Here is a 21,318-nt window from a genome sequence, read left to right on the forward strand (position 1 = left end):
GTTACACCGTCACCTCTTCCGTACACTGTATAAAAACCCTATACTGTATGAATCGACAGTTTAGGGTGTGTTATCATGACGGCGGAAGGCCATCTCTTCTTTTCAATCGCCTGCGCAGTATTTGCCAAAAACGCAGAGTTAACGCCGGTGCTGGCGCAGGGCGACTGGTGGCATATTGTGCCCTCGGCGGTATTGACCTGCCTGCTGCCGGACATCGATCACCCAAAGTCGTTTCTTGGCCAACGGCTGAGCTGGATCTCAAAGCCCGTGGCGCGGGCCTTTGGCCACCGCGGCTTCACCCACAGCCTGCTGGCCGTCTTTGGCGCGCTGACGCTGTTCTATCTGAAAGTGCCTGACAGCTGGATTGTCCCGGCAGACGCTCTCCAGGGCCTGGTGCTGGGCTATCTCAGCCACATTCTCGCCGATATGCTCACCCCCGCCGGTGTGCCGCTGCTGTGGCCCTGTCGCTGGCGCTTCCGGCTGCCGATCCTTGCGCCGCGCAAGGGCAATCAGCTCGAACGCGCCTTGTGTATGGCGCTGTTCGTCTATGCCGTCTGGATGCCGCAGACGCTGGCGGACAACAGCGCGATACGCTGGACATCCGGGGTGATCAATTCCCTGCAGATCACCTTCAATCGCTTTATAAGTCACCAGAGTGGGCGATAAAGCGGCGGAAAACGCCATTTGGTTATAACCCATTCCATTTGAATATAAGTCCTTGATAACGCCTTCTGCTAACCTTGCCGTCATAAGAGCTGGTTATCCACCAGCCCAGGTTATAAAAATATCAGGAGAACGGGGATGAACTTTCCATTAATAGCGAACGTAGTCGTGTTCGCCGTATTACTGTTTGCGCTGGGGCAAACACGCCATAAAGAGTGGAGCCTGGCCAGAAAAGTGCTGGTCGGTCTGGCGACTGGCGTGGTCTTTGGTCTGGCGCTGCAGCTGATCTACGGGTCTGACAGCCAGGTGCTGAAGGACTCCATCCAGTGGTTCAATATCGTCGGCAACGGTTACGTCCAGCTGCTGCAAATGATTGTTATGCCGCTGGTCTTCGCCTCCATCCTTAGCGCGGTGGCCCGCCTGCACAATGCCTCGCAGCTGGGGAAAATTAGCTTCCTGAGCATCGGTACTCTGTTGTTCACCACCCTGATCGCCGCCCTGGTTGGCGTGCTGGTGACCAATATGTTCGGCCTCACCGCCGAGGGTCTGGTCCAGGGCAGCGCGGAGACCGCCCGTCTGAACGCCATCCAGAGCAACTATGTGGGGAAAGTAGCGGATCTCAGCGTCCCGCAGCTGCTCCTTTCCTTCGTGCCGAAGAACCCGTTTGCTGACCTGACCGGGGCTAACCCAACCTCCATCATCAGCATCGTCATTTTCTCGGCGTTCCTCGGCGTCGCAGCGCTTAAGTTGCTGAAAGAGGATGTGGAAAAAGGCCAGCGCGTGCTGACCGCGATCGATACCCTGCAGGGCTGGGTAATGAAGCTGGTTCGTCTGGTCATGCAGCTGACCCCTTACGGTGTGCTGGCCCTGATGACCAAAGTGGTTGCCGGGTCGAATTTGCAGGACATCATCAAGCTTGGCGGCTTCGTGGTAGCCTCGTACATTGCGCTGGGTATTATGTTTGTCGTCCACGGCCTGCTGCTGGCGATTAACGGCGTCAGCCCGCTGAAGTACTTCCGTAAAGTCTGGCCGGTGATCACCTTCGCCTTTACCAGCCGTTCCAGCGCCGCCTCCATTCCGCTGAACGTTGAGGCGCAAACCCGTCGTCTCGGCGTACCGGAGTCGATTGCCAGCTTCTCCGCCTCCTTTGGCGCCACCATCGGCCAAAACGGCTGCGCTGGTATCTATCCGGCAATGTTGGCGGTGATGGTCGCGCCGACCGTGGGCATCAACCCGCTGGATCCGATGTGGATTGCCACCCTCGTGGGCATCGTCACCGTCAGCTCGGCGGGCGTCGCCGGGGTGGGCGGCGGCGCGACCTTCGCCGCGCTGATCGTCCTGCCGGCGATGGGGCTGCCGGTGACCCTGGTAGCCCTGCTCATCTCCGTCGAACCGCTGATCGATATGGGGCGTACCGCGCTGAACGTTAACGGCTCAATGACCGCCGGGACGCTGACCAGCCAGTGGCTGCGCCAGACCGACAAGTCGATCTTCGATAGCGAGGAAGAAGCCGAACTGGCGCATCGCTAAACGGCAAGCACAAAAAAAACCGCTGATCATTCAGCGGTTTTTTTATTTCTGCAGCCGACTCAGGCTTCAATCTCACCTTCCTGACGCACCTGGTTAGCCCAGCGCTGCGCCGACTCCGGCACGCTGAATGCCGGTGAGCGACGGAAATGCTCCCCCATCAGCAGAAAAGCGACATACTTCCCGCGCAAAATCCAGACATCGCGAAAATGGTCCATTTTCACGGCATGTTCCGGGGGCGCAGGCTCCACGCGCGGCACGTAGCTAATGACAGGGCGATTTTGTTGGCGCAATGGTTTCATAACAAATGGATTCACTAAACATAGCGGGAAATAGAAACCTCTATCATAGCCGATTGTGGCCCCGTTCGTCGCCCCTTCGCCGCCGATGCGCATTTTAGGATAACTCCCTGCCCCCTCGCCGGGCGCAGACAGCGTAATGTTCTATAGTTAGAAGGGTTTTGGTCTATCAACGACCACTTTTAGCAATGAAAGCAGGAGACGAGTAATGTCTGATAAGCACCCGAACCCTCACCAACAGCAGGCACCGGTCCACGACAGCGAGGAAGCGCAGCCGGGTCTCGATTCGCTGGCGCCGGACGATCGGGAGTGGCGCCCCACGCCGAAACCTACCGCTCCGGGCGTCGAACCCACCGCCCCAGGCAGCCTGAAAGCGCCCGATACTCATAACAGCAAACTGGATTCCCTGGAGGCGCAACGCAAAGGGGGGGAAGATTTTCCGCTGACCACCAACCAGGGCGTGCGCATTGCTGACGATCAGAATTCGCTGCGCGCCGGTAGCCGCGGCCCAACGCTGCTGGAAGATTTTATCCTGCGGGAGAAGATCACCCACTTTGACCACGAGCGTATTCCGGAGCGTATCGTTCATGCCCGCGGCTCTGCCGCCCACGGCTACTTCCAGCCCTACAAAAGCCTGGCTGCGTTGACTAAAGCCGATTTTCTTTCGTCAGCCGATAAAATCACCCCGGTGTTTGTACGCTTTTCCACCGTGCAGGGCGGCGCGGGGTCGGCGGACACCGTCCGCGATATTCGCGGCTTCGCTACCAAGTTTTACACTGACGAAGGGATTTTTGACCTGGTGGGCAACAACACACCAGTCTTCTTCATCCAGGACGCGATGAAGTTCCCCGACTTTGTCCACGCCGTGAAGCCTGAACCCCACTGGGCCATCCCACAGGGGCAGAGCGCCCACGATACTTTCTGGGACTATGTTTCCCTGCAGCCGGAAACGCTGCACAACGTGATGTGGGCGATGTCGGATCGCGGCATCCCGCGCAGCTATCGCACCATGGAAGGCTTCGGGATCCACACCTTCCGTCTGATTAATGCCGAGGGCAAAGCCACCTTCGTCCGCTTTCACTGGAAACCGGTCGCCGGCAAGGCGTCGCTGGTGTGGGATGAAGCGCAGAAGCTGACCGGCCGCGACCCCGATTTTCATCGCCGCGATCTATGGGAGGCCATCGAAGCCGGGGACTACCCGGAATTTGAGCTTGGCCTGCAATTGATCCCCGAAGAGAATGAATTTGCTTTTGACTTCGACCTGCTCGATCCCACCAAGCTGATCCCCGAGGCGCTGGTGCCGGTGCAGCGGGTTGGCAGAATGGTCCTCAACCGCAACCCGGATAACTTCTTTGCCGAAAATGAACAGGCAGCCTTCCATCCCGGACATATCGTCCCGGGCATTGATTTCAGCAACGATCCGCTGCTGCAGGGGCGTCTCTTCTCTTACACCGATACGCAAATTAGCCGCCTGGGTGGGCCGAACTTCCATGAAATCCCCATCAACCGTCCGACCTGCCCGTATCATAATTTCCAGCGTGACGGGATGCACCGGATGGACATTGACACCAATCCGGCCAACTACGAGCCCAACTCGATTAACGACAACTGGCCGCGCGAGACGCCGCCTGCCGCCAAACGCGGTGGCTTTGAGTCCCTCGCCGAGCGCGTCGACGGCGAAAAAATCCGCCAGCGCAGCCCTTCGTTCGGCGAATATTACGCCCAGCCGCGTCTGTTCTGGCTGAGCCAGACGCCGATTGAACAGCAGCATATTATCGATGGTTTCAGCTTCGAACTCAGCAAAGTGGTCCGCACCTGGATCCGCGAGCGGGTGGTCGATCATCTGGCCCACATTGATACTAAGCTTGCGGAAGCGGTTGGGGCGAACTTAGGGATCGAACTGAGCGACGATCAGCGCAACATTACCCTGCCCGCCCCGGTCAATGGTGTGGAGAAAGACCCTAGCCTCAGCCTCTACGCCGATGCCGAAGGAGATGTGAAAGGTCGCGTGGTGGCAGTCCTGCTCAACGAACGCACCTCAGCGCAGGATCTGGTTCAGCTCCTGCAGGCGCTGCAGGCCCAGGGCGTGCACAGCAAGCTGCTCTACTCGCGAATGGGCGAAGTCATTGCCGACGATGGTTCTCCGCTGCCGATCGCCGGCACCTTCGCCGGTTCCCCGTCGCTGACGGTGGATGCGGTGGTGGTGCCCGGCGGCGACCTCAGCGCCCTGAGTCAGAGCGGTGACGCGCGCTATTACCTGCTGGAAGCCTATAAACATCTGAAGCCGATCCTGCTGGCAGGGGATGCGCGGCAGCTGACGTCCGTTCTGCATGTTCCGACCCAGGGTGAAGAGGGGGTCATCGTCACCGATGCGCTCGACACGCCAGCGGCGGACAAACTGCTCGCCCTGATGACGGCCCACCGCGTGTGGTCGAGAAGCCCGAAAATCGCCGCTATTCCGGCGTAGTAAAAAGCCCGGCACGCTGTGCCGGGCTTGATTCACTTTCCCTTTCCCCCGTCGGGCTTACACGTCGCGGTAGGTTCCCAGACGATAACCCCGGTCGGCCACCGCCGCTTTCAGCGAGGCAGATGTCAGCACATCAAGCTCATCCAGTCGCGGATAGCAGTAGGCGCTGCCCATAATGATCCGATCGACATAAGCCGGATGACACATCACCTCCAGGGAGCGCTCCCCGCGGGCGATGGAGGCATCCAGCGTCTGCAGAAACAGTTCCTCAGAGACCGCTTCGCCGTAAAACTCGCTGCTGAAGCCGGCGCTGCTGCGCGCCGCCTGCTGGTCGAGCCCACTCTGCGCCGCCACCTGGCGGTCAATGCGTAACGCAATGCCCTTCTCGCGGGCAAAGGCCGCGACGATGGGATAAATCTGGGCGAACATATGTACATGGTGATGGCTGTCGATATGCGTCGGCTCATGGCCGAAGAGTTCGACAAAACGACGGTACTGACACGCCAGCTCGTGGGCGATCTCTTCCAGCGGCAGGCTATCTTCTTCCGCCTGCTGCCAGATCCATTTGCCCAGCCGGCCATCGCGGGTTAATCCCGGCATGGCCGACAGCGGCTCGCCCAGCGTCAGTACAAAGTGCATACCGACCGCCAGCTCCGGAGTACTGCGGCTCAGCTGGGCGGCGTGGTCAATGGCCGCGCCGTTGACCAGCGCGGTGGTCGATGTCACCACGCCGTTGCGACAGGCCTCGATAATGCCGTAGTTCTGCCCTTTACTGAGGCCGAAGTCGTCGGCATTGACGATCAATACGCGTTCCATTTGCTACTCCCGTTACGATTTTAATTTTTCGATCGTCGCCGCAAAGTTCGGCAGCCATTTTTCATGCGCCAGAATCATCTCCCGCGCCAGCTGTTCGGCGTCACGATCGGAATGGATCAGCGGGCTTAAGTTCAGCGCCAACAGGACATCGTTCAGCTCACCGCTGATCGCCGCCTGGCTGGCCGCCACTTCGAACCCCTTGATGGTGTAGATAAGCCCTAACACCTTCTCATCGAAATGAGTAATGCGCGGCGTCGGCTTCGCGCCGTCGCGACCTAAGGTGCAGCTCATCTCTACCGCCCAGTCCGCCGGGATATTATCGACATGACCATGATGCGGGATATTCACATAGTGCTCAGTCTGTTTGTCGTTATAGATGGCATTGATTACTTCGCAAGCGGCATCAGAGTAATAGGCCCCGCCGCGCTGCTCCAGCTCCTTCGGCTTAACGTTAAGATCCGGGTTTTTATACAGCTCGAACAGCTGTTTCTCCACCTTCTGCACCACCTGGGCGCGCGCACCGCCTTTGTAGTACTCGCCCATCTCAATCGCCAGCATCTCTTTTGGCTTAAAGTAGTAGAGCAGGTAAGAGCATGGGATCAGCCGCAGGGAGCGGATCAGCCCTTCGCTAAACGGCAGGTCGAAGATGTTTTTCACCGAGTTCGCGGTCAGACGGCCGGAGGCCACGCCGTCCAGCAGTTCATCGAAGCGCGAGACGCCGTTAACCAGCACGTCGCGGACGAACACCAGGTGGTTCAGACCAAACAGGTCGATATTCAGCTCATCGCTCGGGCTCAGCTGCAGCACGTCGGTGATGAACATCTTCATGCCGATAGGAATGTTGCACACGCCAATAAAGCGTTTGAAATTGGTGTGGCGATAGACCGCCTCGGTGACCATGCCCGCCGGGTTGGTGAAGTTGATGATCCATGCGTCGGGGCAAATTTCCTGCACATCTTTCACGATGTCGAAAATCACCGGGATGGTGCGCAGTCCTTTAAACAACCCGCCCGCCCCGTTGGTCTCCTGACCCAGGTAGCCGTGACTCAGCGGGATGCGCTCATCTTTTTCACGCGCCTTCAGCTGGCCCACGCGCAGCTGGGTGGTGACGAAATCTGCGCCCTGCAGTGCTGCGCGGCGATCCAGCGTTTTATAGACTTTCATCGGCACGCCGGCTTTTTCCACCATCCGCTGGCACAGCGCGTGGATAATATCGAGCTTCTCCTGTCCCTCTTCGACGTCTACCAACCACAGTTCGCTTACCGGCAGTTCATGATAACGTTTCAGAAATCCTTCCAGTAATTCCGGGGTATAGCTGCTGCCGCCGCCAATAGTGACTACTTTTAATTTCTGGCTCATCTTTTTCTCCCTTAGGCGCTGCGCCTGGACGCAGGCCGCTCTCCGCAACAATGCGGACAGTTAACTTGAATGATTTTCGGTATAAACCTGGCGGCGAACGCCGCGCGGGTTTAATTAATACTGGTCAAATGCTTGCGATAACTGCTCGGCGTAAACGACGTCAGTTTTTTAAAGGTTTTAATAAACAAGCTCGGGCTGCTGTAACCTGATTCATACGCAATATCCGTCACCGAATAATTGGTAATTTCCAGCTGTTTTTTGGCAAAGTTGATACGGATATCATTAATTATCTGCATCGGCGTTTTACCATAATAGCGCTGGGTCGCCCGGGTTAAATATTCCTGCGTTTTTCCGGATAAGCGAACCATATTTTCGAGAGCGCCTTCACCGAATTTCAGCTTATCATGCATGGCTTCCACGGTATTTTTTAACCATTGCGGCGTCACGTCGGCAACCGGCTCTTCACGATAGTGGCGTAAACGGTTAATGACATAAAAAGAGACCAGCTCGATAAATTCGTCAAATTCCGTTTCGCGAAAATTGAGTGAGGCGATGACCGACTCAACGTAGCCGAGAAAAGCGCTCTGCACGGCGTAGACTTGCGAAGCCACCAGGCCAAACGGCAGCAGCGGCAGGTAGTGTTTCTCAAAGAAGCGTCTGCTGATGCCGACGTTAAGGATGCGCGTCGCCCCGAACTCGTAAAAGCTCTGGTGGTGCGAGCCCATCGGGATAAAGACGAAATCCCCGCGCTCCAGCAGCACCCGTTTGCCATTGATCTCCTGGTAATAGCGCCCGGTTAACACCACGGTAAATTCGTAGTAATCATGCTGGTGAAGCCCGCTCACGCTTTCCGTTTTGTTATAGATGACCACATGAAAGTTCTTCCCGTTGAACAGCTGTTGTTCTCTGGCGGTACTGATCTCGGTGGTCATCATTCTGGGCTGCCTCATCGTCGCGATGGCCTATTGTACCTTCTCGTGCAGCTCAATCAATTCGGCCACCAGCTCACGAGCCAGCATGGAGGTCATCAGATGGTCCTGGGCATGCACCAGCACCAGGCTGACCTTCATTTTCCCTTCGCCCTCGTCGCTTTCGATAAGCTGGGTCTGCACGCGATGCGCCTCGCTCAGCGCCTGGCGCGACTGCTCCATCATCGCTTTCGCTGCGGCAAAGTCGCCCTGCTTCGCCTGCTTCAGCGCGCCATAGGCCAGGCTACGGGCTTGTCCGGAGTTGATAATCAGCCCCATCACTACCTCTTCGAGGTCATTTTCCGGGGTCTCTACCGCGTCGATGTTGTCCAGATCAAACATAATATTTCCCTCATTTATCAGGCGGTACGGGACGCTGCCCGTACCGCGCGGTATCAGAATTTCAGTGCGTTAGCGATGTCTTCTTCGCTCTCTTCCTGCTCGATAACGGTCTGCGCTTTATTCGACAGCACCACAAACGGCAGGTAGACCAGGGTAGCGACGCCAAGGTTGAACAGGGCCACCAGCAGGGCGGCAACGCTGCCGTTACTGTTAAAGAACGCTCCCAAACCGGTCGGCATAGTCCACGGCGCCAGGTTGGTCACCGGTGGGATAATCCCCAGGCTGTAGGCCGCCAGCGTAATGGCCGCCAGAATCGGCTGAACCAGCACGAACGGGATGAACATCACCGGGTTCATGATGATCGGCAGACCAAACAGAATCGGTTCGTTAATCTGGAAGATGCCTGACGGCAGCGCCAGCTTGGCAACCTGACGATGGTCAGCGCGGCGAGAAGCGATAAAGATGGCGATAATCAGACCCAGCGTCGCCCCGGAGCCACCCAGCAGGATGTAGGAGTCGAGCATCGGTTTAGCCCAGAAGTGGAACTGTTTGCCCGCTTCGATGGCCGCATCAACAGAGCCGTACTGGTTGTACAGCGCGATGTTTTCCAGCGCCCACGGCGTCATGATGCCGTTATCCAGGGCGGTAAGCGCCAGAGAACCGTGCACACCGAAGAACCACAGCAGAGAGTTAAAGATAACGTATGCCCAGCCAACCACGCTGCCCATCGCCGCCAGCGGCGTCGAGATAGAGTCCATGATGATCTGGTGGAAGTTGCTGCCATAGCTCGCCAGGGCCCACGAGATAATGCCGAAGATGGAGAGGATCAAGAAGCCCGGGATCAGCGCAGAGAAAGAGCGTGATACCGACCCCGGCACGCTGTCCGGCAGTCTAATCACCCAGTTGCGACGGATCACGAAGGTGAACAGTTCCGCAACGACCAGACCGATAATCATCCCGGAGATGATGTTCTGCCCGCCCAGCCAGTTGGCGCCCACCGCATAGGCTTCGCCCACGCTATACGGGGTCACGGTCATGAAGGCCGCCACCGCCAGCAGGCCAGCTGCCATCGGGTCAACTTTGCGCTCTTCCGCCAACGCGGAGCCGATAAAGAACGGCGCCATTAGCGACATAATCCCGAGGGTGCCGTTATAGACGTTTCCGCCGATAGCCTTAAAGTCGTTTAAGGTTTCAATGGTGGAGGCATCCAGGCGAATGCCCATGGAATAAAAGAAAGAGCCTTCGCCGAAGCTCAGAAAAACGTTGTTAATTAACACAAACATGGCCCCGGCGAGGGTCAACGGCATTAATTTAATAAATCCATTTTTTATTGCATTAATATGCGGCTGCTTTCCTATTTTCACTGCAAAAGGAAGGAGTACCTTTTCAAGCGAATCGATCACTTTACTCATAGTCAATACCCTTAAAAGCCGCAATAAACTATTACGGCGATGATGTATGAAATTACTCTTTGACGGGAAAATAAACTCATTATTTTTTGACGTCCGGCAACAGGCAGCCGCCAGGCGTCAAAATACATCGAGTTTTAAAAGTTAAAATTATTGTGCTGCAGCTTTCTTAATAGCCGCGACGGCGGCTTTCAATACCCCTAAACCATCAACTTTGCCATAGAGAAGGGAGTCGATAACTTCAACCGGTTTATTCGGCAGCAGGCGCTGAATTTCCGGTAACATATACGCAATTTGTGGCCCTAATAATACTACGTCGGCTTCCGGCCCTTTTTCGCCCGCGAGGGTTTCGGGATAGGCTTCAATAATGACCGGGACTTCATATTTTTCCGCCTGCGCCCGCATTTTGGAGACCAGCAGTGACGTGGACATGCCTGCCGAGCAGAAGAGATAAATGTGTTTCTTTTCCATGAACGCTTCCTCAATGTGTGAGACCAGGGCCTTCAGTAACCGCTGAGAGCCGGTAAGACTGGTAACATCCGGTTAATTCTGTTTATGAGTTGAGTATACGGCAAGCTGAGCCGCCAGGATAATTCGCTGTTGAACAGAATTGTCTCTCATTGACCTCCGGTTTTGACTACCCTCACATTTTCATCCAAATAATTCGCGCAATTAAATAAGCATCATGACTCACAAAAAAGCCCGACCAGTGGTCGGGCTTACGTAGAAGTAAGTAAACAGTAGGAAGCTTACCTGGCGTTGCGCGGGTCGGTATCATACTCGGCGCAGGTCTGGTAGCCGGAGTTCATGACGTGACCCGTTTCGTCGAGGGCCACAAAGTAGGTTTCAACTTTACCATCTCGTTGACCGAGGATATAGGTCTGGCAGGTGCCGCGGGCATGGACCATGGTGACTTCCGTTGAAGGTTTGCCGGCGATCTGCATCACCTGCTGACGCGACATCCCTTTCTTCACATCTTTCACCACCGGCTGGGTAAACTGGTCTTTGGTACGATCGTAAGCGGTACAGCCCGCCAGTAAGGTTAACGCGACGGTGACGCCCAGTATTCCTGCTAAGCTTTTGTTCATTTTGGTTCCTCTTTTCTACTGTGTAACGATAAGCCTGGAATAAATAGTGTTATTTTTCAAGCCGAACAGCGAAATCATGTCAGGTTATGTTATTGCGTAAACAGGATTGTTCTGCCGACGTCGGACGGCGGCGCAATGCGCGGTACAGCATCTATAATGAAAACCTATGTCATTGATTGCCTTCTTTTCCGGCAGTCAAAACTCCGGTCCTTGTCGTTTCAGCGGCAAAGAGGTAGCTTTAAGCCAACAGCTTGCCAAACAGATTCACTTTCGGAGGGCGCGATGACGCTACAACAAGAGATTATTCAGGCGCTGGGCGCAAAGCCGCAGATTGATGTCGCAGGCGAGATCCGCCGCAGCGTCGATTTCCTGAAGTCATACCTGCAGACCTACCCGTTTATTAAATCGCTGGTGCTGGGTATCAGCGGCGGTCAGGACTCCACCCTGACGGGAAAACTGTGCCAGATAGCGATTAACGAACTGCGTGCCGAAACCGGCGACAGTAGCCTGCAGTTTATCGCCGTCCGTTTACCCTATGGCGTGCAGGCTGATGAGCAGGACTGCCAGGACGCCATCGCATTTATCCAGCCTGACCGGGTGTTGACAGTCAATATTAAAGCTGCGGTGCTGGCCAGCGAACAGGCGCTGCGCGAAGCAGGCATCGAACTGAGCGACTTCGTTCGCGGAAATGAAAAAGCCCGTGAGCGAATGAAGACCCAGTACAGCATCGCCGGAATGACCAAAGGAGTTGTGGTCGGTACCGACCATGCGGCGGAAGCGATTACCGGCTTTTTCACCAAATATGGCGACGGCGGCACCGACATCAACCCAATTTTCCGCCTGAACAAACGTCAGGGCAAACAGCTGCTGGCCCATCTCGGCTGCCCGGAACATCTGTATAAGAAGCTGCCCACCGCCGACCTGGAAGACGATCGCCCCTCCCTGCCGGATGAAGTGGCCCTGGGTGTCACCTACGAGAACATCGACGATTATCTGGAAGGCAAAACGCTGGACCCGAGCATCGCCAAAACGATCGAGGGCTGGTATCTGAAAACCGAACACAAGCGTCGGCCGCCGATCACCGTCTTTGACGATTTCTGGAAAAAATAGTCTCTCCCCCCGCCCCGGCCTGCGCCGGGGTTATTTTTTGTCCTTTTCGCCGCAAAAATGGCCTGCTATACTGGATAGATAGACAGTACCAGGAGTTATTGTGGCCAGAAAGCAATCAGCCCCGCGTCTCGAGTTTGAGGCGGCGGCGATCTATGAATATCCCGAACATCTTCGCCCGTGGCTGGAGGCGCTGCCGAAGCTGCCGGGCGTCTATCAGTTTCACGGCGACAGCGACACGATGCCGCTCTATATCGGTAAGAGCGTCAACCTCCGCAGCCGGGTGTTATCCCACCTGCGCACCCCTGAAGAGGCCGCGATGCTGCGTCAGTCGCGGCGTATCACCTGGCAGCGCACCGCTGGCGAGCTGGGAGCGCTGCTGCTGGAGGCGCGGTTGATTAAAGAGCAGCAGCCGCTGTTTAACAAGCGGCTACGGCGTAACAAGCAGCTCTGCGCCTGGCTACTTGCGGACGACCGGCCGCAGATTGTCTATGCCCGTGAGGTTGATTTCTCGCACCAGCAGCATCTCTATGGCCTGTTCGCCAACCGGCGGGCGGCGCTGCAGATGCTGCAGAGCCTCGCTGACGAACAGCGCCTCTGTTATAGCCTGCTTGGTCTGGAACCGCTCAGCCGCGGCCGCGCCTGCTTTCGCTCCGCGCTGGGCCGCTGCGCCGGGGCCTGCTGTGGAAAGGAGAGCGTGGAGGCGCACAGAGAACGCCTGCTGGCGCAGATGAGCAGACTGCAGCTGGTGTGCTGGCCGTGGGCGGGGCCCGTGGCGCTGGAGGAGCGCGGCCCGGACATGACGCAGTATCACGTCATTCATAACTGGCTGTGGCTGGGCGCCGTTGAATCGCTCGACCAGGCGGCGGAGTTGACCCGTCTGCCCGCCGGATTTGACCAGGATGGTTACAAGATCCTCTGTAAGCCTTTGCTCAGCGGAGACTATCCGCTGCATCCGCTTGGCTGAGAAGCCACCAATAAAAAACCGCCGGCCCTGCCCAACGCCTGATGGCATTATTGGGCAAGACCGGCGGTCTTGATTCAGTGCGCTACATTATTCAGCAGGTGCAGGCATTTTACCTGCCGGCGCGTTGCGTTCTGTCAGATGCTTCTCAAAATTAGCATTGAACTGTTTTTTCTGCTCTGGGGTCAGAATGTTGTAGATCTTGTTCTGCGTTTCCAGGCGGGACAGCGCCATCGCTTTATGCTGCGCTTCCATCTTATCGATCTGCGCTTCCGCCTTCGCCTTATCGAAGGTGTCGCTGGCGATCAGATCGTGCATCGCGCGGCGTTCTTCAAGGGACGGACGTTTCATATTTTCGCGCTGGCTCTTCATGATGTCGCGGATCTGCTGCTTCTGCGCATCGGTCAGGTTCAGGCCTTTAAACATCATGTCATGCTGACCCGGGCCGCCTTTATGATGCATCATCATCGGCTTGCTGTCGCTCGGCGCGGTGGTGGTATCGGCGGCGTGTGCCAGGTTAGCCGCGCCCAGAGCCAAAGTAGAGGCAACAAACAGTGCAGTGAGTTTCTTCATCATTCAATCCTTACTTTACGTTATTCTTACGGCGCGTTGCCGTGTTGACGAGATTAACTTTACGACGTTAATCGTCAATTAGTCAGAGCAAGAGTAAAACAATGAAAGTGTAAAAAACAGTTTCTCGCCAATTATGGAGAAAATAAGGAATTTAGCCGAAGAATTGCAATAAAAAATAAATAACTTACTGTTTTGCAGAGAAATTATGGAGAGTATAAAGGAGGGGGGATTAAAAACAAAGCATTTTACCAGGAATAATCTGCAAATTTACAGTGGAGCACGAAAAAATAAGATGGCGAAAAAAGACGCGCGCAATAAAGCAGGCCGCCCGGCGGACGGCTTGCCCTCAGGATAATTTCTCCAGCATCAGGCCGGCGCGCAGTCCTTTCGCCACCGTCGGGTTAGGAAACAGAACATACTCCGTCTCAGGCCCCACCACATACCGCGTCTCGCCCTCCTCCGCCAGCAGCGTGCCGGGTTCGAAGGGGGTGAAGTTCAGCGTCTGATCCGCCATATGCAAGCGGAAATCATCACTATGGCGGGTTAGCTGCTGTACCACCCGGTAGCGCAGCGGCGCCGGGGCGTCGGCAATGGCCAGATCCCCCACCAGCAGCCGGGAGAGCGCCCGCTGGACGGCGGCAAACTGCGTCAGATCGTTTTCCCCCAACGGCAGCGCTTTGCCCAGCTCAAGGGTGCAGGCCAGCGCCGCGAACCGTTCGCAGCTGAAATGGGTAAAGGTCCCGCCGGGCTGGCGATGAAACACCAGCGCCTCCAGCCCGGCGCCGCCCAGCCAGTGAAGAAAATCCTCCTCCCACGGCGTATCACGGGCCGGGAGCACGCCGAAGCGCGGATGTAGCGACCCGCGGATCGCGGTATGCAGATCGAGGTGCCAGCGCGGGCCATCGTGGTCGCGATAAAAGCGGGCCACCGCCTGCTCCAGCCGCTGCGCCCGCTGCGTCTCCTCACTGAGCGGAAACTGCCGCCAGCGCTCGCCAAACATGCGGTTCATATCGCTGTGCAGATAGCGCTTATTCGCCCGCAGCGCTGGTGGGTTGCCGACGATCACCAGCAGCCGCCAGCGCAGCGGGAGCGCCTCCCGGACCAGTCGCTGCACCAGCTGGTCGACTATCTCCACCGGCGCCGTTTCGTTGCCATGAATGGCGCAGGAAAGTACCAGCCCGCGTTCGCAGCGCGCATGCGGCGTCAGCTCAAGGATCCCCTCCCCCTGCCAGTGCCAGCGGAAATGGGCCGTCTCGCCGTGAAAGTGATGGGGCAATCGCCCCGCCAGGGTTAATGCCAGAAAATGTTCCACCGCGCCCCCTTATTGCTGAAATGGATAAACCGAACCGAGCTGCAGGATCTGGGTCAACCGATCCAGCGCGTCGCGCCCTTCCCGCAGCAGCTGCGGGTCGGCGAGGTCGGCCTGGGTGAGACGATCGCGATAGTAGCGATCCACCCAGTCATTGAGGGTGGCAAACAGCGTATCGTTCATCAGGACGTGCGGATTGACCGCCTGATACTCCTCGGCCGTCAACACCACCCGCAGGCGCAGGCACGCCGGACCGCCGCCGTTGGCCATGCTCTCGCGCAGATCGAACACCCGCAGGTCGGCGATAGGGTTATCCCCGGCCAGCAGCTCATTGAGGTATTCCCAGACGCCGGCATGCTCCTGCGCTTCCTGAGGCAGGATAAGCGCCATGCTGCCATCCGCCCGGCTCACCAGCTGGCTGTTGAACAGATAGGTGACAACCGCCTCTGCCACCGAGACCCGGCTGGCGGGAACCACCAGCGGCGTAAAACCCGGCACCCGCTGCGCCAGCTGCTGGAGAAGCGCGGTCTGGTCGGCAAAGGCCTGCTCATGGCAGAACAGGACCTGACGGTTGCTCACCGCGATGACGTCGTTATGAAAAACCCCCGTGTCGATCGCCGCCGGATGCTGGCGGGCGAAGATCAGCTGGCGGGGATTGACCTGATTGAGGCGCGCTACCGCCTGGCTGGCCTCAAGGGTTTGCCGCGCCGGATAGCGACGCGGCGCCTCCTCGCTCCCCCGGCGGCGGCCATAGACAAAGAGCTGGACGCCGGGAGCGCCATACTCGCCGCCGAGACGATTATGGTTCGCCGCCCCTTCGTCGCCAAACCAGGCCGAGGCGGGCAGCGCCGGGTGGATAGCAAATCGCGTGCGGTCGGGGAAAATCGCCTGCAGCAGCGCCTCTGTAGTCGGTGCTTCGCTGGCGCGGTGGAATTTATCCTGCAGATTCGCCACCGTCAGATGCACCAGGCCATCCAGCGAATCGGCGGAGGGACACACCGTCGCCGCGTTCGCCACCCACATCGCCGAGGCCGAACTCACCGCCGACAGCAGATCCGGCTCCTGCTGCGCCACCCGGGCCACCACCTGCTCATCGCTGCCGCTAAAGCCCAGCTGGCGCAGAAGCGGCACGTTGGGACGCTCCTGCGGCGGGATCACCGCCTGCGGGTAGCCAGCGTCGGCGAGGGCTTTCATTTTTTTCAGCCCCTGCTTTGCCGCCAGCTGCGGGTTAGACACCCGATAGCGATGCCGGGTGGAAGCCTCATTGCCAAAGGAGAGCCCGGCGTAGTGATGGGTCAGCCCGGGCAGACCGTCAAAGTTGACTTCGCGGGCGGTCATGACGCCTCCCCGGCCAGAAAGTCGAGCCCCGGGCTCAGGCTGGCGGGCAGCGTCAGGGTCGGTGATTCAAGGCTGGCCATCGGCCAGGCGCAATAATCGGCGGCATACCAGGCCCCCGGACGATGGTTACCGGACGCCCCGGTGCCGCCGAACGGCGCGGTACTCGCCGCCCCGGTCAGCGGTTTGTTCCAGTTAACTATCCCTGCCCGCGCCTCGAGCAGCAGTCGATCGAACTTCTCCCGTTCCGGGGAGATTAACCCACAGGAGAGGCCGAAGCGGGTAGCGTTGGCTAAGGCAATCGCCTCCTCGAACGTGTCGTAGCGCCAGACCCCAAGCAGCGGGCCAAACACCTCTTCATCCTCGACATTGGCCACGTCGCTCATGTCGACAATCCCCGGCGTTAGCAGCGACGTCCCGGCCTGCAATAACCGCGGCTCCAGCAGGGTGACCGCGCCAGCGGCGACCCGCTGCAGCCAGGCCTGATGCACTTTCTGCGCGGCTTGTTCAGAGATAAGCCCGCCGAGAAACGGCTGCGGCTCGGCGTCCCACGCCGCCGGGATCAGCCGTTGGCTCACCGTCACCAGCCGGGAGAGGAAGGCATCGCCCGCCTCTCCGCGTCGGACCAGCAGACGCCGGGCGCAGGTGCAGCGCTGGCCAGCGGTAATAAAGGCGGACTGGATGGTCAGATGCACCGCGGCATCCACGTCCCGCGGATCGTCGACGATCAGCGGGTTATTGCCGCCCATCTCCAGCGCGAGGATCTTCTGCGGCTGCCCGGCCAGCTGGCGATGCAGATGAAAACCGGTGGTTGAGCTGCCGGTAAACAGCAGTCCGTCGATATCCGCCTGGCCGCTGAGCGCCTCGCCGGTTTCCCGACCGCCCTGCACCAGGTTGAGCACCCCGGCGGGCAGGCCGGCCTGCTGCCATAGTTTCACCACTGCTTCGCCGCTGCGCGGGGTGAGTTCGCTGGGTTTAAAGACCACGGTATTGCCCGCCAGCAGCGCCGGCACGATGTGCCCGTTCGGCAGATGGCCGGGAAAGTTATAGGGGCCAAACACCGCCAGTACGCCGTGCGGCCGGTGACGCAGCGTGGCGGCGCCGTCGGGCAGGTCGCTGTGCTGTTCGCCGGTGCGGACGTGGTAGGCCTTCACCGAGATCGCCACCTTGTTGATCATCGCCGTCACTTCCCCGGCCGCCTCCCAGCGCGGCTTTCCGGTCTCGGCGCCGATAACCGCCGTCAGCTCCGCCTTACTGGCTTCCAGCAGAGCGGCAAACTTTTCAACGATCGCCTGACGGGCGGCAAACGGCAGCCGCGCCCAGGACGGGAACGCCTGGCGGGCAGCCGCCACCGCCTCGGCAACCTGCCCGGCATCCGCCGCCTCGCCCTGCCAGACAACCTTCAGGTTAACCGGATCCTGTTTACTGAAACCTGGCCCACGGCCGGGCCGCCACTCGCCGTTAATCCACAGACTCATGCAGTTTTCTCCTCAGGGATCAGGCGCACCATGCGCACCTGGTCGCCGGCATGACACTTCAGCATATCCAGTTCGCGGGCGCTGAGGGTCAGGGTGTCGCCATCCGGATCGGCATGCACCAGCAGAGCGCGGAACTGGTGATACTGTTCATTCGCCACCAGGCACAGCGGCCAGTCACCGGGCGGGGTTTCGCCGGCCTCGGTGGTCACCAGACGGCTTTTGCGGATCGCCCGCACCCGGTCGATGTCGCACTCCAGAGTCGGGCCGCCGTCGAAAATATCGATGTAGTTCAGGTAGCGGAACCCCTCTTTCTCCAGCACCGTCCGGGCCGGGGCGGTCTGCGGATGAACCTTGCCGATCACCGCCTGTGCCTCAGGGGAAAGGAAATCGATATACAGCGGATGCTTGGGCATCAGGGCGGCAATGAAAGCCTTCTGTCCGGTGCCGCACAGGTAGTCGGCACGGGAAAACTCCATGGCGAAAAAGCGTTTGCCCAGGCTCTCCCAGAACGGCGAGTAGCCCTGCTCGTCAATCACCCCGCGCATCTCGGCGACCACCTTCTCATTGAAGCGCTCGCGAAAGGCGGCCATAAATAAGAAGCGTGATTTCGACAGCAGATAGCCATTGCCCTCTTTGCGCCACTGCGGGTCGAGGAACAGGGTACACAGCTCGCTGCTGCCGGTATGATCGTTGCTGAGAAACAGCGTCGGCAGCGCCTGATAGACGTTGAGCTCCTTCGAGGCATGGACCTGGGTGCCGACCCGGTAGTTATACCAGGGATCGTTGAGCCCCACCGCCACCTCGATCGCGCAGATGCCCACCACCGCGCCGCTTTCGCTCTCCTCCAGCACAAAGACATAGCCCTGCTCGCTTTTCGGTAGCTCGCCGCGCCAGGTCTGCTGCGAGCGGGCGATCCGCGCCGCGAGGGTCGCTTCATCCACCGGCAGCGAGGTCAACCCGCCGCCGGTCTCCGCTGCCAGCTTCAGCAGCCCGGGCAAATCGCCCGGCTCCACCGGTCGAATAACCATCATGATGAGACTCCTGCCACGAAACGCGCGCAGGCCCGCTCGACGCGATCCAGCCCGCTGTTCACCTCTTCTTCACTAACGTTCAGCGCCGGCGCGAAACGCACCACGTTGGCGCCGGCGATCAGAATCATCACCCCCTCTTCCGCCGCCAGGTTACTGAGGGTTTTCGCCTTCCCGGCCCAGGCGTCGTTTAGCACGCAGCCGAGCAGCAGTCCCAGGCCGCGGATCTCCTTGAACAGGCCATAGCGGGCGTTAATTGCCTGCAGGCGTTCACAAAACCACTGATGGCGCTGTCTGACGCCGGAGAGCACTTCCGGGGTGTTGACGATCGACAGCAGTTCGCCGGCCACCGCCCCGGCCAGCGGGTTACCGCCGTAGGTGGTGCCGTGGGTGCCGACGGTCATCACGCTGGCGCAGGCCTCTGTCGCCAGCAGCGCGCCAATAGGGAAACCACCGCCCAGCGCTTTGGCGGTGGTCAGCACATCGGGCGTCACGCCGTAGTGCATATAGGCATACAGCTCGCCGGTGCGCCCGACCCCGGTCTGCACTTCATCGAAAATCAGCAGGGCGTTGTGCTGGTCGCAAAGCTGACGCAGGCCGCGTAAAAACTCGACGCTGGCCGGCACCACGCCCCCTTCGCCCTGCACCGGCTCGACGATCACCGCGCAGGTCTGGTCATTGATTAAGGCCTTTGCCGACTCGAGATCGTTAAATACGGCATGCTGGATCTGCGGCGGCAGCGGGGCGAAATCCCGGGAATAGGCCGGCTGACCGCCCGCCGAGACGGTGAACAGCGTCCGCCCGTGGAAAGCGTTCTGAAAGGCGACGATGCCACTTTTCTCGCTGCCAAAGCGATCGTGGGCATATTTACGCGCCAGCTTGAGCGCTGCCTCATTGGCCTCGGCGCCGGAGTTACAGAAGAAGACCCGGTCGGCGAAGGTAGCATCGATAAGCATTTTGGCCAGACGCAGGATCGGCTCATTGGTGTAGCCGTTGCCGGTATGCCAGAACTTGCCGGCCTGGTCGGTCAGGGCTTGCACCAGACGCGGATGGGCATGCCCCAGCGCGTTCACGGCGATGCCGCCGGCAAAATCGATATACTCTTTGCCCTGCTGATCCCACAGCCGTGACCCGGCGCCCCGCACCGGAATAAACGCCGCTGGCGCGTAGACCGGCATCATCCATTCATCAAAGTGGTTACGCGTAATTGACTGAGACATATCGACCTCTTCCGGTAAATTAAAAGTAGCAATAATGTTAATAAATATGAGTTATTACGCTGTAAATGTAGATTGCACGGTTCGTGCCAGCCAGCGATAAAAATGCATAAATCGGATGAGATAACGCAGAATCAATGAGTTACAGCTGAACGCTATTCACATAAAATGCATATTTAGTGAATAAGTATCCGACAAAGGGGGATAAACAGTGATTAAAGAAGATAAATTATGCAACGGTAAGATATAATTCTGTAATTGTGATCCTCTGCGAAATTTATCGTATCTATTTGCCCTTTTTTGGCGCGGCATGCCCGCAAAAGGGGCACCCACGGCACGCTCATGCGCAGCGATTGGCAGAATGACGCATCCGGTGGCAGCCAGCCTGGCGAATTTCTGCTACCATCCCTGCACTATTCACCTTGCACAGTGGCAGCGACTATGAAATTCGTCTCTTTTAATATCAACGGCCTGCGTGCCCGCCCACACCAACTGGCCGCCATCGTCGAAAAACACCAGCCGGACGTGATTGGCCTGCAGGAAACCAAAGTTCACGACGACATGTTCCCTCTCGAAGAGGTCGCCAGGCTCGGCTATAACGTCTTTTATCACGGGCAGAAAGGCCATTATGGCGTCGCGCTGCTGACCAAAGAGACGCCGATTGCCGTCCGCCGCGGTTTCCCGGACGATGGCGAAGAGGCTCAGCGCCGCATCATTATGGCGGAGATCCCGTCGCCCTTCGGCAACGTCACAGTGATTAACGGCTATTTCCCGCAGGGTGAAAGCCGCGATCATGAAACCAAATTCCCGGCCAAAGCGGCGTTCTATCAGAATCTGCAGAACTATCTGGAGACCGAGCTCAACAAAGAGAATCCGGTGCTGATCATGGGCGATATGAACATCAGTCCTACCGATCTGGACATCGGTATCGGTGAAGAGAACCGCAAACGCTGGCTGCGCACCGGCAAATGTTCCTTCCTGCCGGAAGAACGGGAATGGATGGACCGCCTGCTGGGCTGGGGCCTGGTGGATACCTGGCGTCAGGCTAACCCCGACAATCATGAGCATTTCTCGTGGTTTGATTACCGCTCCAAAGGCTTCGACGATAACCGTGGGCTGCGCATCGATCTGCTGCTGGCCAGCCAGCCTCTGGCGCAGCGCTGCGTGGAAACCGGGATCGATTACGAGATCCGCGGGATGGAAAAACCGTCCGACCACGCGCCGGTGTGGGCCACCTTCCGGCCATAATTCACGCCCTTCTCTCGCCTCCCGCTGTGCGGGGGGCAGAATTTCCTGAGCAAAATCAACAAAGCGACGGTAAACCATTGTGACGGTCGTCGGAACAGGATACTGTCGCGCGCACTTTTTG

Annotated in this window: 21 protein-coding genes; 6 read left to right on the top strand and 15 right to left on the bottom strand. The window is 58.4% G+C overall.

What is annotated here, in order from left to right; genetic code table 11:
• Positions 1–75 precede the first annotated feature (75 nt).
• Entirely contained in the window at positions 76–666 is a 591-nt protein-coding gene (locus IB144_RS15745) for a metal-dependent hydrolase (RefSeq protein WP_040216364.1), read from the top strand.
• Between the two features lie 135 nt (positions 667–801).
• Positions 802–2,193: an L-cystine transporter gene (locus tag IB144_RS15750; RefSeq protein WP_040216366.1), complete on the top strand. Its 1,392-nt coding sequence runs from the start codon at positions 802–804 to the stop codon at positions 2,191–2,193.
• 59 nt (positions 2,194–2,252) lie between these two features.
• Here the strand turns inward: IB144_RS15750 and cedA are convergent, their stop codons facing one another.
• A complete protein-coding gene (gene cedA, locus IB144_RS15755; protein ID WP_004151919.1) occupies positions 2,253–2,492 on the bottom strand; it encodes a cell division activator CedA in 240 nt (79 codons plus the stop codon).
• A 205-nt stretch (positions 2,493–2,697) separates the two neighbouring features.
• Between cedA and katE the strand changes: the two genes are divergently transcribed.
• Positions 2,698–4,956 carry a catalase HPII gene (katE, locus tag IB144_RS15760; RefSeq protein ID WP_002901554.1) on the top strand — a complete coding sequence of 753 codons (2,259 nt, stop codon included), beginning with the start codon at positions 2,698–2,700 and terminating at the stop codon, positions 4,954–4,956.
• 57 nt (positions 4,957–5,013) lie between these two features.
• Here the strand turns inward: katE and chbG are convergent, their stop codons facing one another.
• The 8 genes from chbG to osmE all read right to left on the bottom strand — a co-directional run bounded on the left by chbG (position 5,014) and on the right by osmE (position 10,938).
• On the bottom strand, positions 5,014–5,772 hold the full coding sequence (gene chbG, locus IB144_RS15765; protein ID WP_004176512.1) for a chitin disaccharide deacetylase: 759 nt from the start codon (positions 5,770–5,772) through the stop codon (positions 5,014–5,016).
• Positions 5,773–5,784: 12 nt separating this feature from the next.
• Positions 5,785–7,131 (bottom strand): 6-phospho-beta-glucosidase, encoded by a 1,347-nt coding sequence (locus IB144_RS15770; protein ID WP_004148093.1) that lies wholly within the window; start codon positions 7,129–7,131, stop codon positions 5,785–5,787.
• Between the two features lie 110 nt (positions 7,132–7,241).
• Positions 7,242–8,066: a transcriptional regulator ChbR gene (chbR, locus tag IB144_RS15775; protein WP_002901552.1), complete on the bottom strand. Its 825-nt coding sequence runs from the start codon at positions 8,064–8,066 to the stop codon at positions 7,242–7,244.
• Between the two features lie 27 nt (positions 8,067–8,093).
• Positions 8,094–8,441, bottom strand: a complete 348-nt coding sequence (gene chbA, locus IB144_RS15780) for a PTS N,N'-diacetylchitobiose transporter subunit IIA (RefSeq protein ID WP_004140356.1) — start codon at positions 8,439–8,441, stop codon at positions 8,094–8,096.
• 53 nt (positions 8,442–8,494) lie between these two features.
• On the bottom strand, positions 8,495–9,853 hold the full coding sequence (chbC, locus tag IB144_RS15785) for a PTS N,N'-diacetylchitobiose transporter subunit IIC (RefSeq protein WP_065888523.1): 1,359 nt from the start codon (positions 9,851–9,853) through the stop codon (positions 8,495–8,497).
• 11 nt (positions 9,854–9,864) lie between these two features.
• Positions 9,865–9,981 (bottom strand): hypothetical protein, encoded by a 117-nt coding sequence (locus IB144_RS15790; RefSeq protein ID WP_014907779.1) that lies wholly within the window; start codon positions 9,979–9,981, stop codon positions 9,865–9,867.
• Between the two features lie 19 nt (positions 9,982–10,000).
• The gene (gene chbB / locus IB144_RS15795; RefSeq protein WP_002901547.1) at positions 10,001–10,321 is read right to left on the bottom strand and encodes a PTS N,N'-diacetylchitobiose transporter subunit IIB; all 321 of its coding nucleotides are present in this window, start codon (positions 10,319–10,321) and stop codon (positions 10,001–10,003) included.
• A gap of 278 nt (positions 10,322–10,599) precedes the next feature.
• A complete protein-coding gene (osmE, locus tag IB144_RS15800) occupies positions 10,600–10,938 on the bottom strand; it encodes an osmotically-inducible lipoprotein OsmE (protein ID WP_002901544.1) in 339 nt (112 codons plus the stop codon).
• A 282-nt stretch (positions 10,939–11,220) separates the two neighbouring features.
• Here osmE and nadE point away from each other — a divergent pair, with 282 nt between their 5' ends.
• The gene (gene nadE, locus IB144_RS15805) at positions 11,221–12,048 is read left to right on the top strand and encodes an ammonia-dependent NAD(+) synthetase (RefSeq protein WP_065888522.1); all 828 of its coding nucleotides are present in this window, start codon (positions 11,221–11,223) and stop codon (positions 12,046–12,048) included.
• A gap of 100 nt (positions 12,049–12,148) precedes the next feature.
• Positions 12,149–13,012, top strand: a complete 864-nt coding sequence (gene cho / locus IB144_RS15810) for an excinuclease Cho (RefSeq protein WP_040216370.1) — start codon at positions 12,149–12,151, stop codon at positions 13,010–13,012.
• An 87-nt stretch (positions 13,013–13,099) separates the two neighbouring features.
• Here cho and spy read toward each other — a convergent pair whose 3' ends face one another.
• From spy to IB144_RS15840, 6 genes are all read right to left on the bottom strand, one after another.
• The gene (gene spy / locus IB144_RS15815; protein ID WP_004217130.1) at positions 13,100–13,585 is read right to left on the bottom strand and encodes an ATP-independent periplasmic protein-refolding chaperone Spy; all 486 of its coding nucleotides are present in this window, start codon (positions 13,583–13,585) and stop codon (positions 13,100–13,102) included.
• A gap of 343 nt (positions 13,586–13,928) precedes the next feature.
• The gene (gene astE / locus IB144_RS15820) at positions 13,929–14,894 is read right to left on the bottom strand and encodes a succinylglutamate desuccinylase (protein ID WP_004176515.1); all 966 of its coding nucleotides are present in this window, start codon (positions 14,892–14,894) and stop codon (positions 13,929–13,931) included.
• A gap of 9 nt (positions 14,895–14,903) precedes the next feature.
• Complete coding sequence (astB, locus tag IB144_RS15825) at positions 14,904–16,229, bottom strand: N-succinylarginine dihydrolase (protein ID WP_065888521.1); 1,326 nt, start codon at positions 16,227–16,229, stop codon at positions 14,904–14,906.
• The gene (gene astD, locus IB144_RS15830) at positions 16,226–17,704 is read right to left on the bottom strand and encodes a succinylglutamate-semialdehyde dehydrogenase (RefSeq protein WP_004151922.1); all 1,479 of its coding nucleotides are present in this window, start codon (positions 17,702–17,704) and stop codon (positions 16,226–16,228) included. Before astD ends, astB begins: the two co-directional genes overlap by 4 nt.
• Complete coding sequence (gene astA / locus IB144_RS15835) at positions 17,701–18,735, bottom strand: arginine N-succinyltransferase (RefSeq protein WP_002901491.1); 1,035 nt, start codon at positions 18,733–18,735, stop codon at positions 17,701–17,703. Before astA ends, astD begins: the two co-directional genes overlap by 4 nt.
• Entirely contained in the window at positions 18,732–19,952 is a 1,221-nt protein-coding gene (locus IB144_RS15840) for an aspartate aminotransferase family protein (RefSeq protein ID WP_002901489.1), read from the bottom strand. The genes astA and IB144_RS15840 overlap by 4 nt, the downstream gene beginning before the upstream one ends.
• A gap of 438 nt (positions 19,953–20,390) precedes the next feature.
• Between IB144_RS15840 and xthA the strand changes: the two genes are divergently transcribed.
• A complete protein-coding gene (gene xthA / locus IB144_RS15845; protein WP_002901486.1) occupies positions 20,391–21,197 on the top strand; it encodes an exodeoxyribonuclease III in 807 nt (268 codons plus the stop codon).
• Positions 21,198–21,318: the final 121 nt, after the last annotated feature.

The organism is Klebsiella sp. K4 (genome assembly GCF_014596785.2).
Taxonomy (GTDB): domain Bacteria; phylum Pseudomonadota; class Gammaproteobacteria; order Enterobacterales; family Enterobacteriaceae; genus Klebsiella; species Klebsiella pneumoniae.

Coding starts and splice junctions, on each gene's coding strand:
- IB144_RS15745 (WP_040216364.1), top strand. CDS start 76: ATGACGGCGGAAGGCCATCTCTTCTTTTCAATCGCCTGCGCAGTATTT.
- IB144_RS15750 (WP_040216366.1), top strand. CDS start 802: ATGAACTTTCCATTAATAGCGAACGTAGTCGTGTTCGCCGTATTACTG.
- cedA (WP_004151919.1), bottom strand. CDS start 2,492: ATGAAACCATTGCGCCAACAAAATCGCCCTGTCATTAGCTACGTGCCG.
- katE (WP_002901554.1), top strand. CDS start 2,698: ATGTCTGATAAGCACCCGAACCCTCACCAACAGCAGGCACCGGTCCAC.
- chbG (WP_004176512.1), bottom strand. CDS start 5,772: ATGGAACGCGTATTGATCGTCAATGCCGACGACTTCGGCCTCAGTAAA.
- IB144_RS15770 (WP_004148093.1), bottom strand. CDS start 7,131: ATGAGCCAGAAATTAAAAGTAGTCACTATTGGCGGCGGCAGCAGCTAT.
- chbR (WP_002901552.1), bottom strand. CDS start 8,066: ATGATGACCACCGAGATCAGTACCGCCAGAGAACAACAGCTGTTCAAC.
- chbA (WP_004140356.1), bottom strand. CDS start 8,441: ATGTTTGATCTGGACAACATCGACGCGGTAGAGACCCCGGAAAATGAC.
- chbC (WP_065888523.1), bottom strand. CDS start 9,853: ATGAGTAAAGTGATCGATTCGCTTGAAAAGGTACTCCTTCCTTTTGCA.
- IB144_RS15790 (WP_014907779.1), bottom strand. CDS start 9,981: ATGTATTTTGACGCCTGGCGGCTGCCTGTTGCCGGACGTCAAAAAATA.
- chbB (WP_002901547.1), bottom strand. CDS start 10,321: ATGGAAAAGAAACACATTTATCTCTTCTGCTCGGCAGGCATGTCCACG.
- osmE (WP_002901544.1), bottom strand. CDS start 10,938: ATGAACAAAAGCTTAGCAGGAATACTGGGCGTCACCGTCGCGTTAACC.
- nadE (WP_065888522.1), top strand. CDS start 11,221: ATGACGCTACAACAAGAGATTATTCAGGCGCTGGGCGCAAAGCCGCAG.
- spy (WP_004217130.1), bottom strand. CDS start 13,585: ATGATGAAGAAACTCACTGCACTGTTTGTTGCCTCTACTTTGGCTCTG.
- astB (WP_065888521.1), bottom strand. CDS start 16,229: ATGACCGCCCGCGAAGTCAACTTTGACGGTCTGCCCGGGCTGACCCAT.
- astD (WP_004151922.1), bottom strand. CDS start 17,704: ATGAGTCTGTGGATTAACGGCGAGTGGCGGCCCGGCCGTGGGCCAGGT.
- astA (WP_002901491.1), bottom strand. CDS start 18,735: ATGATGGTTATTCGACCGGTGGAGCCGGGCGATTTGCCCGGGCTGCTG.
- IB144_RS15840 (WP_002901489.1), bottom strand. CDS start 19,952: ATGTCTCAGTCAATTACGCGTAACCACTTTGATGAATGGATGATGCCG.
- xthA (WP_002901486.1), top strand. CDS start 20,391: ATGAAATTCGTCTCTTTTAATATCAACGGCCTGCGTGCCCGCCCACAC.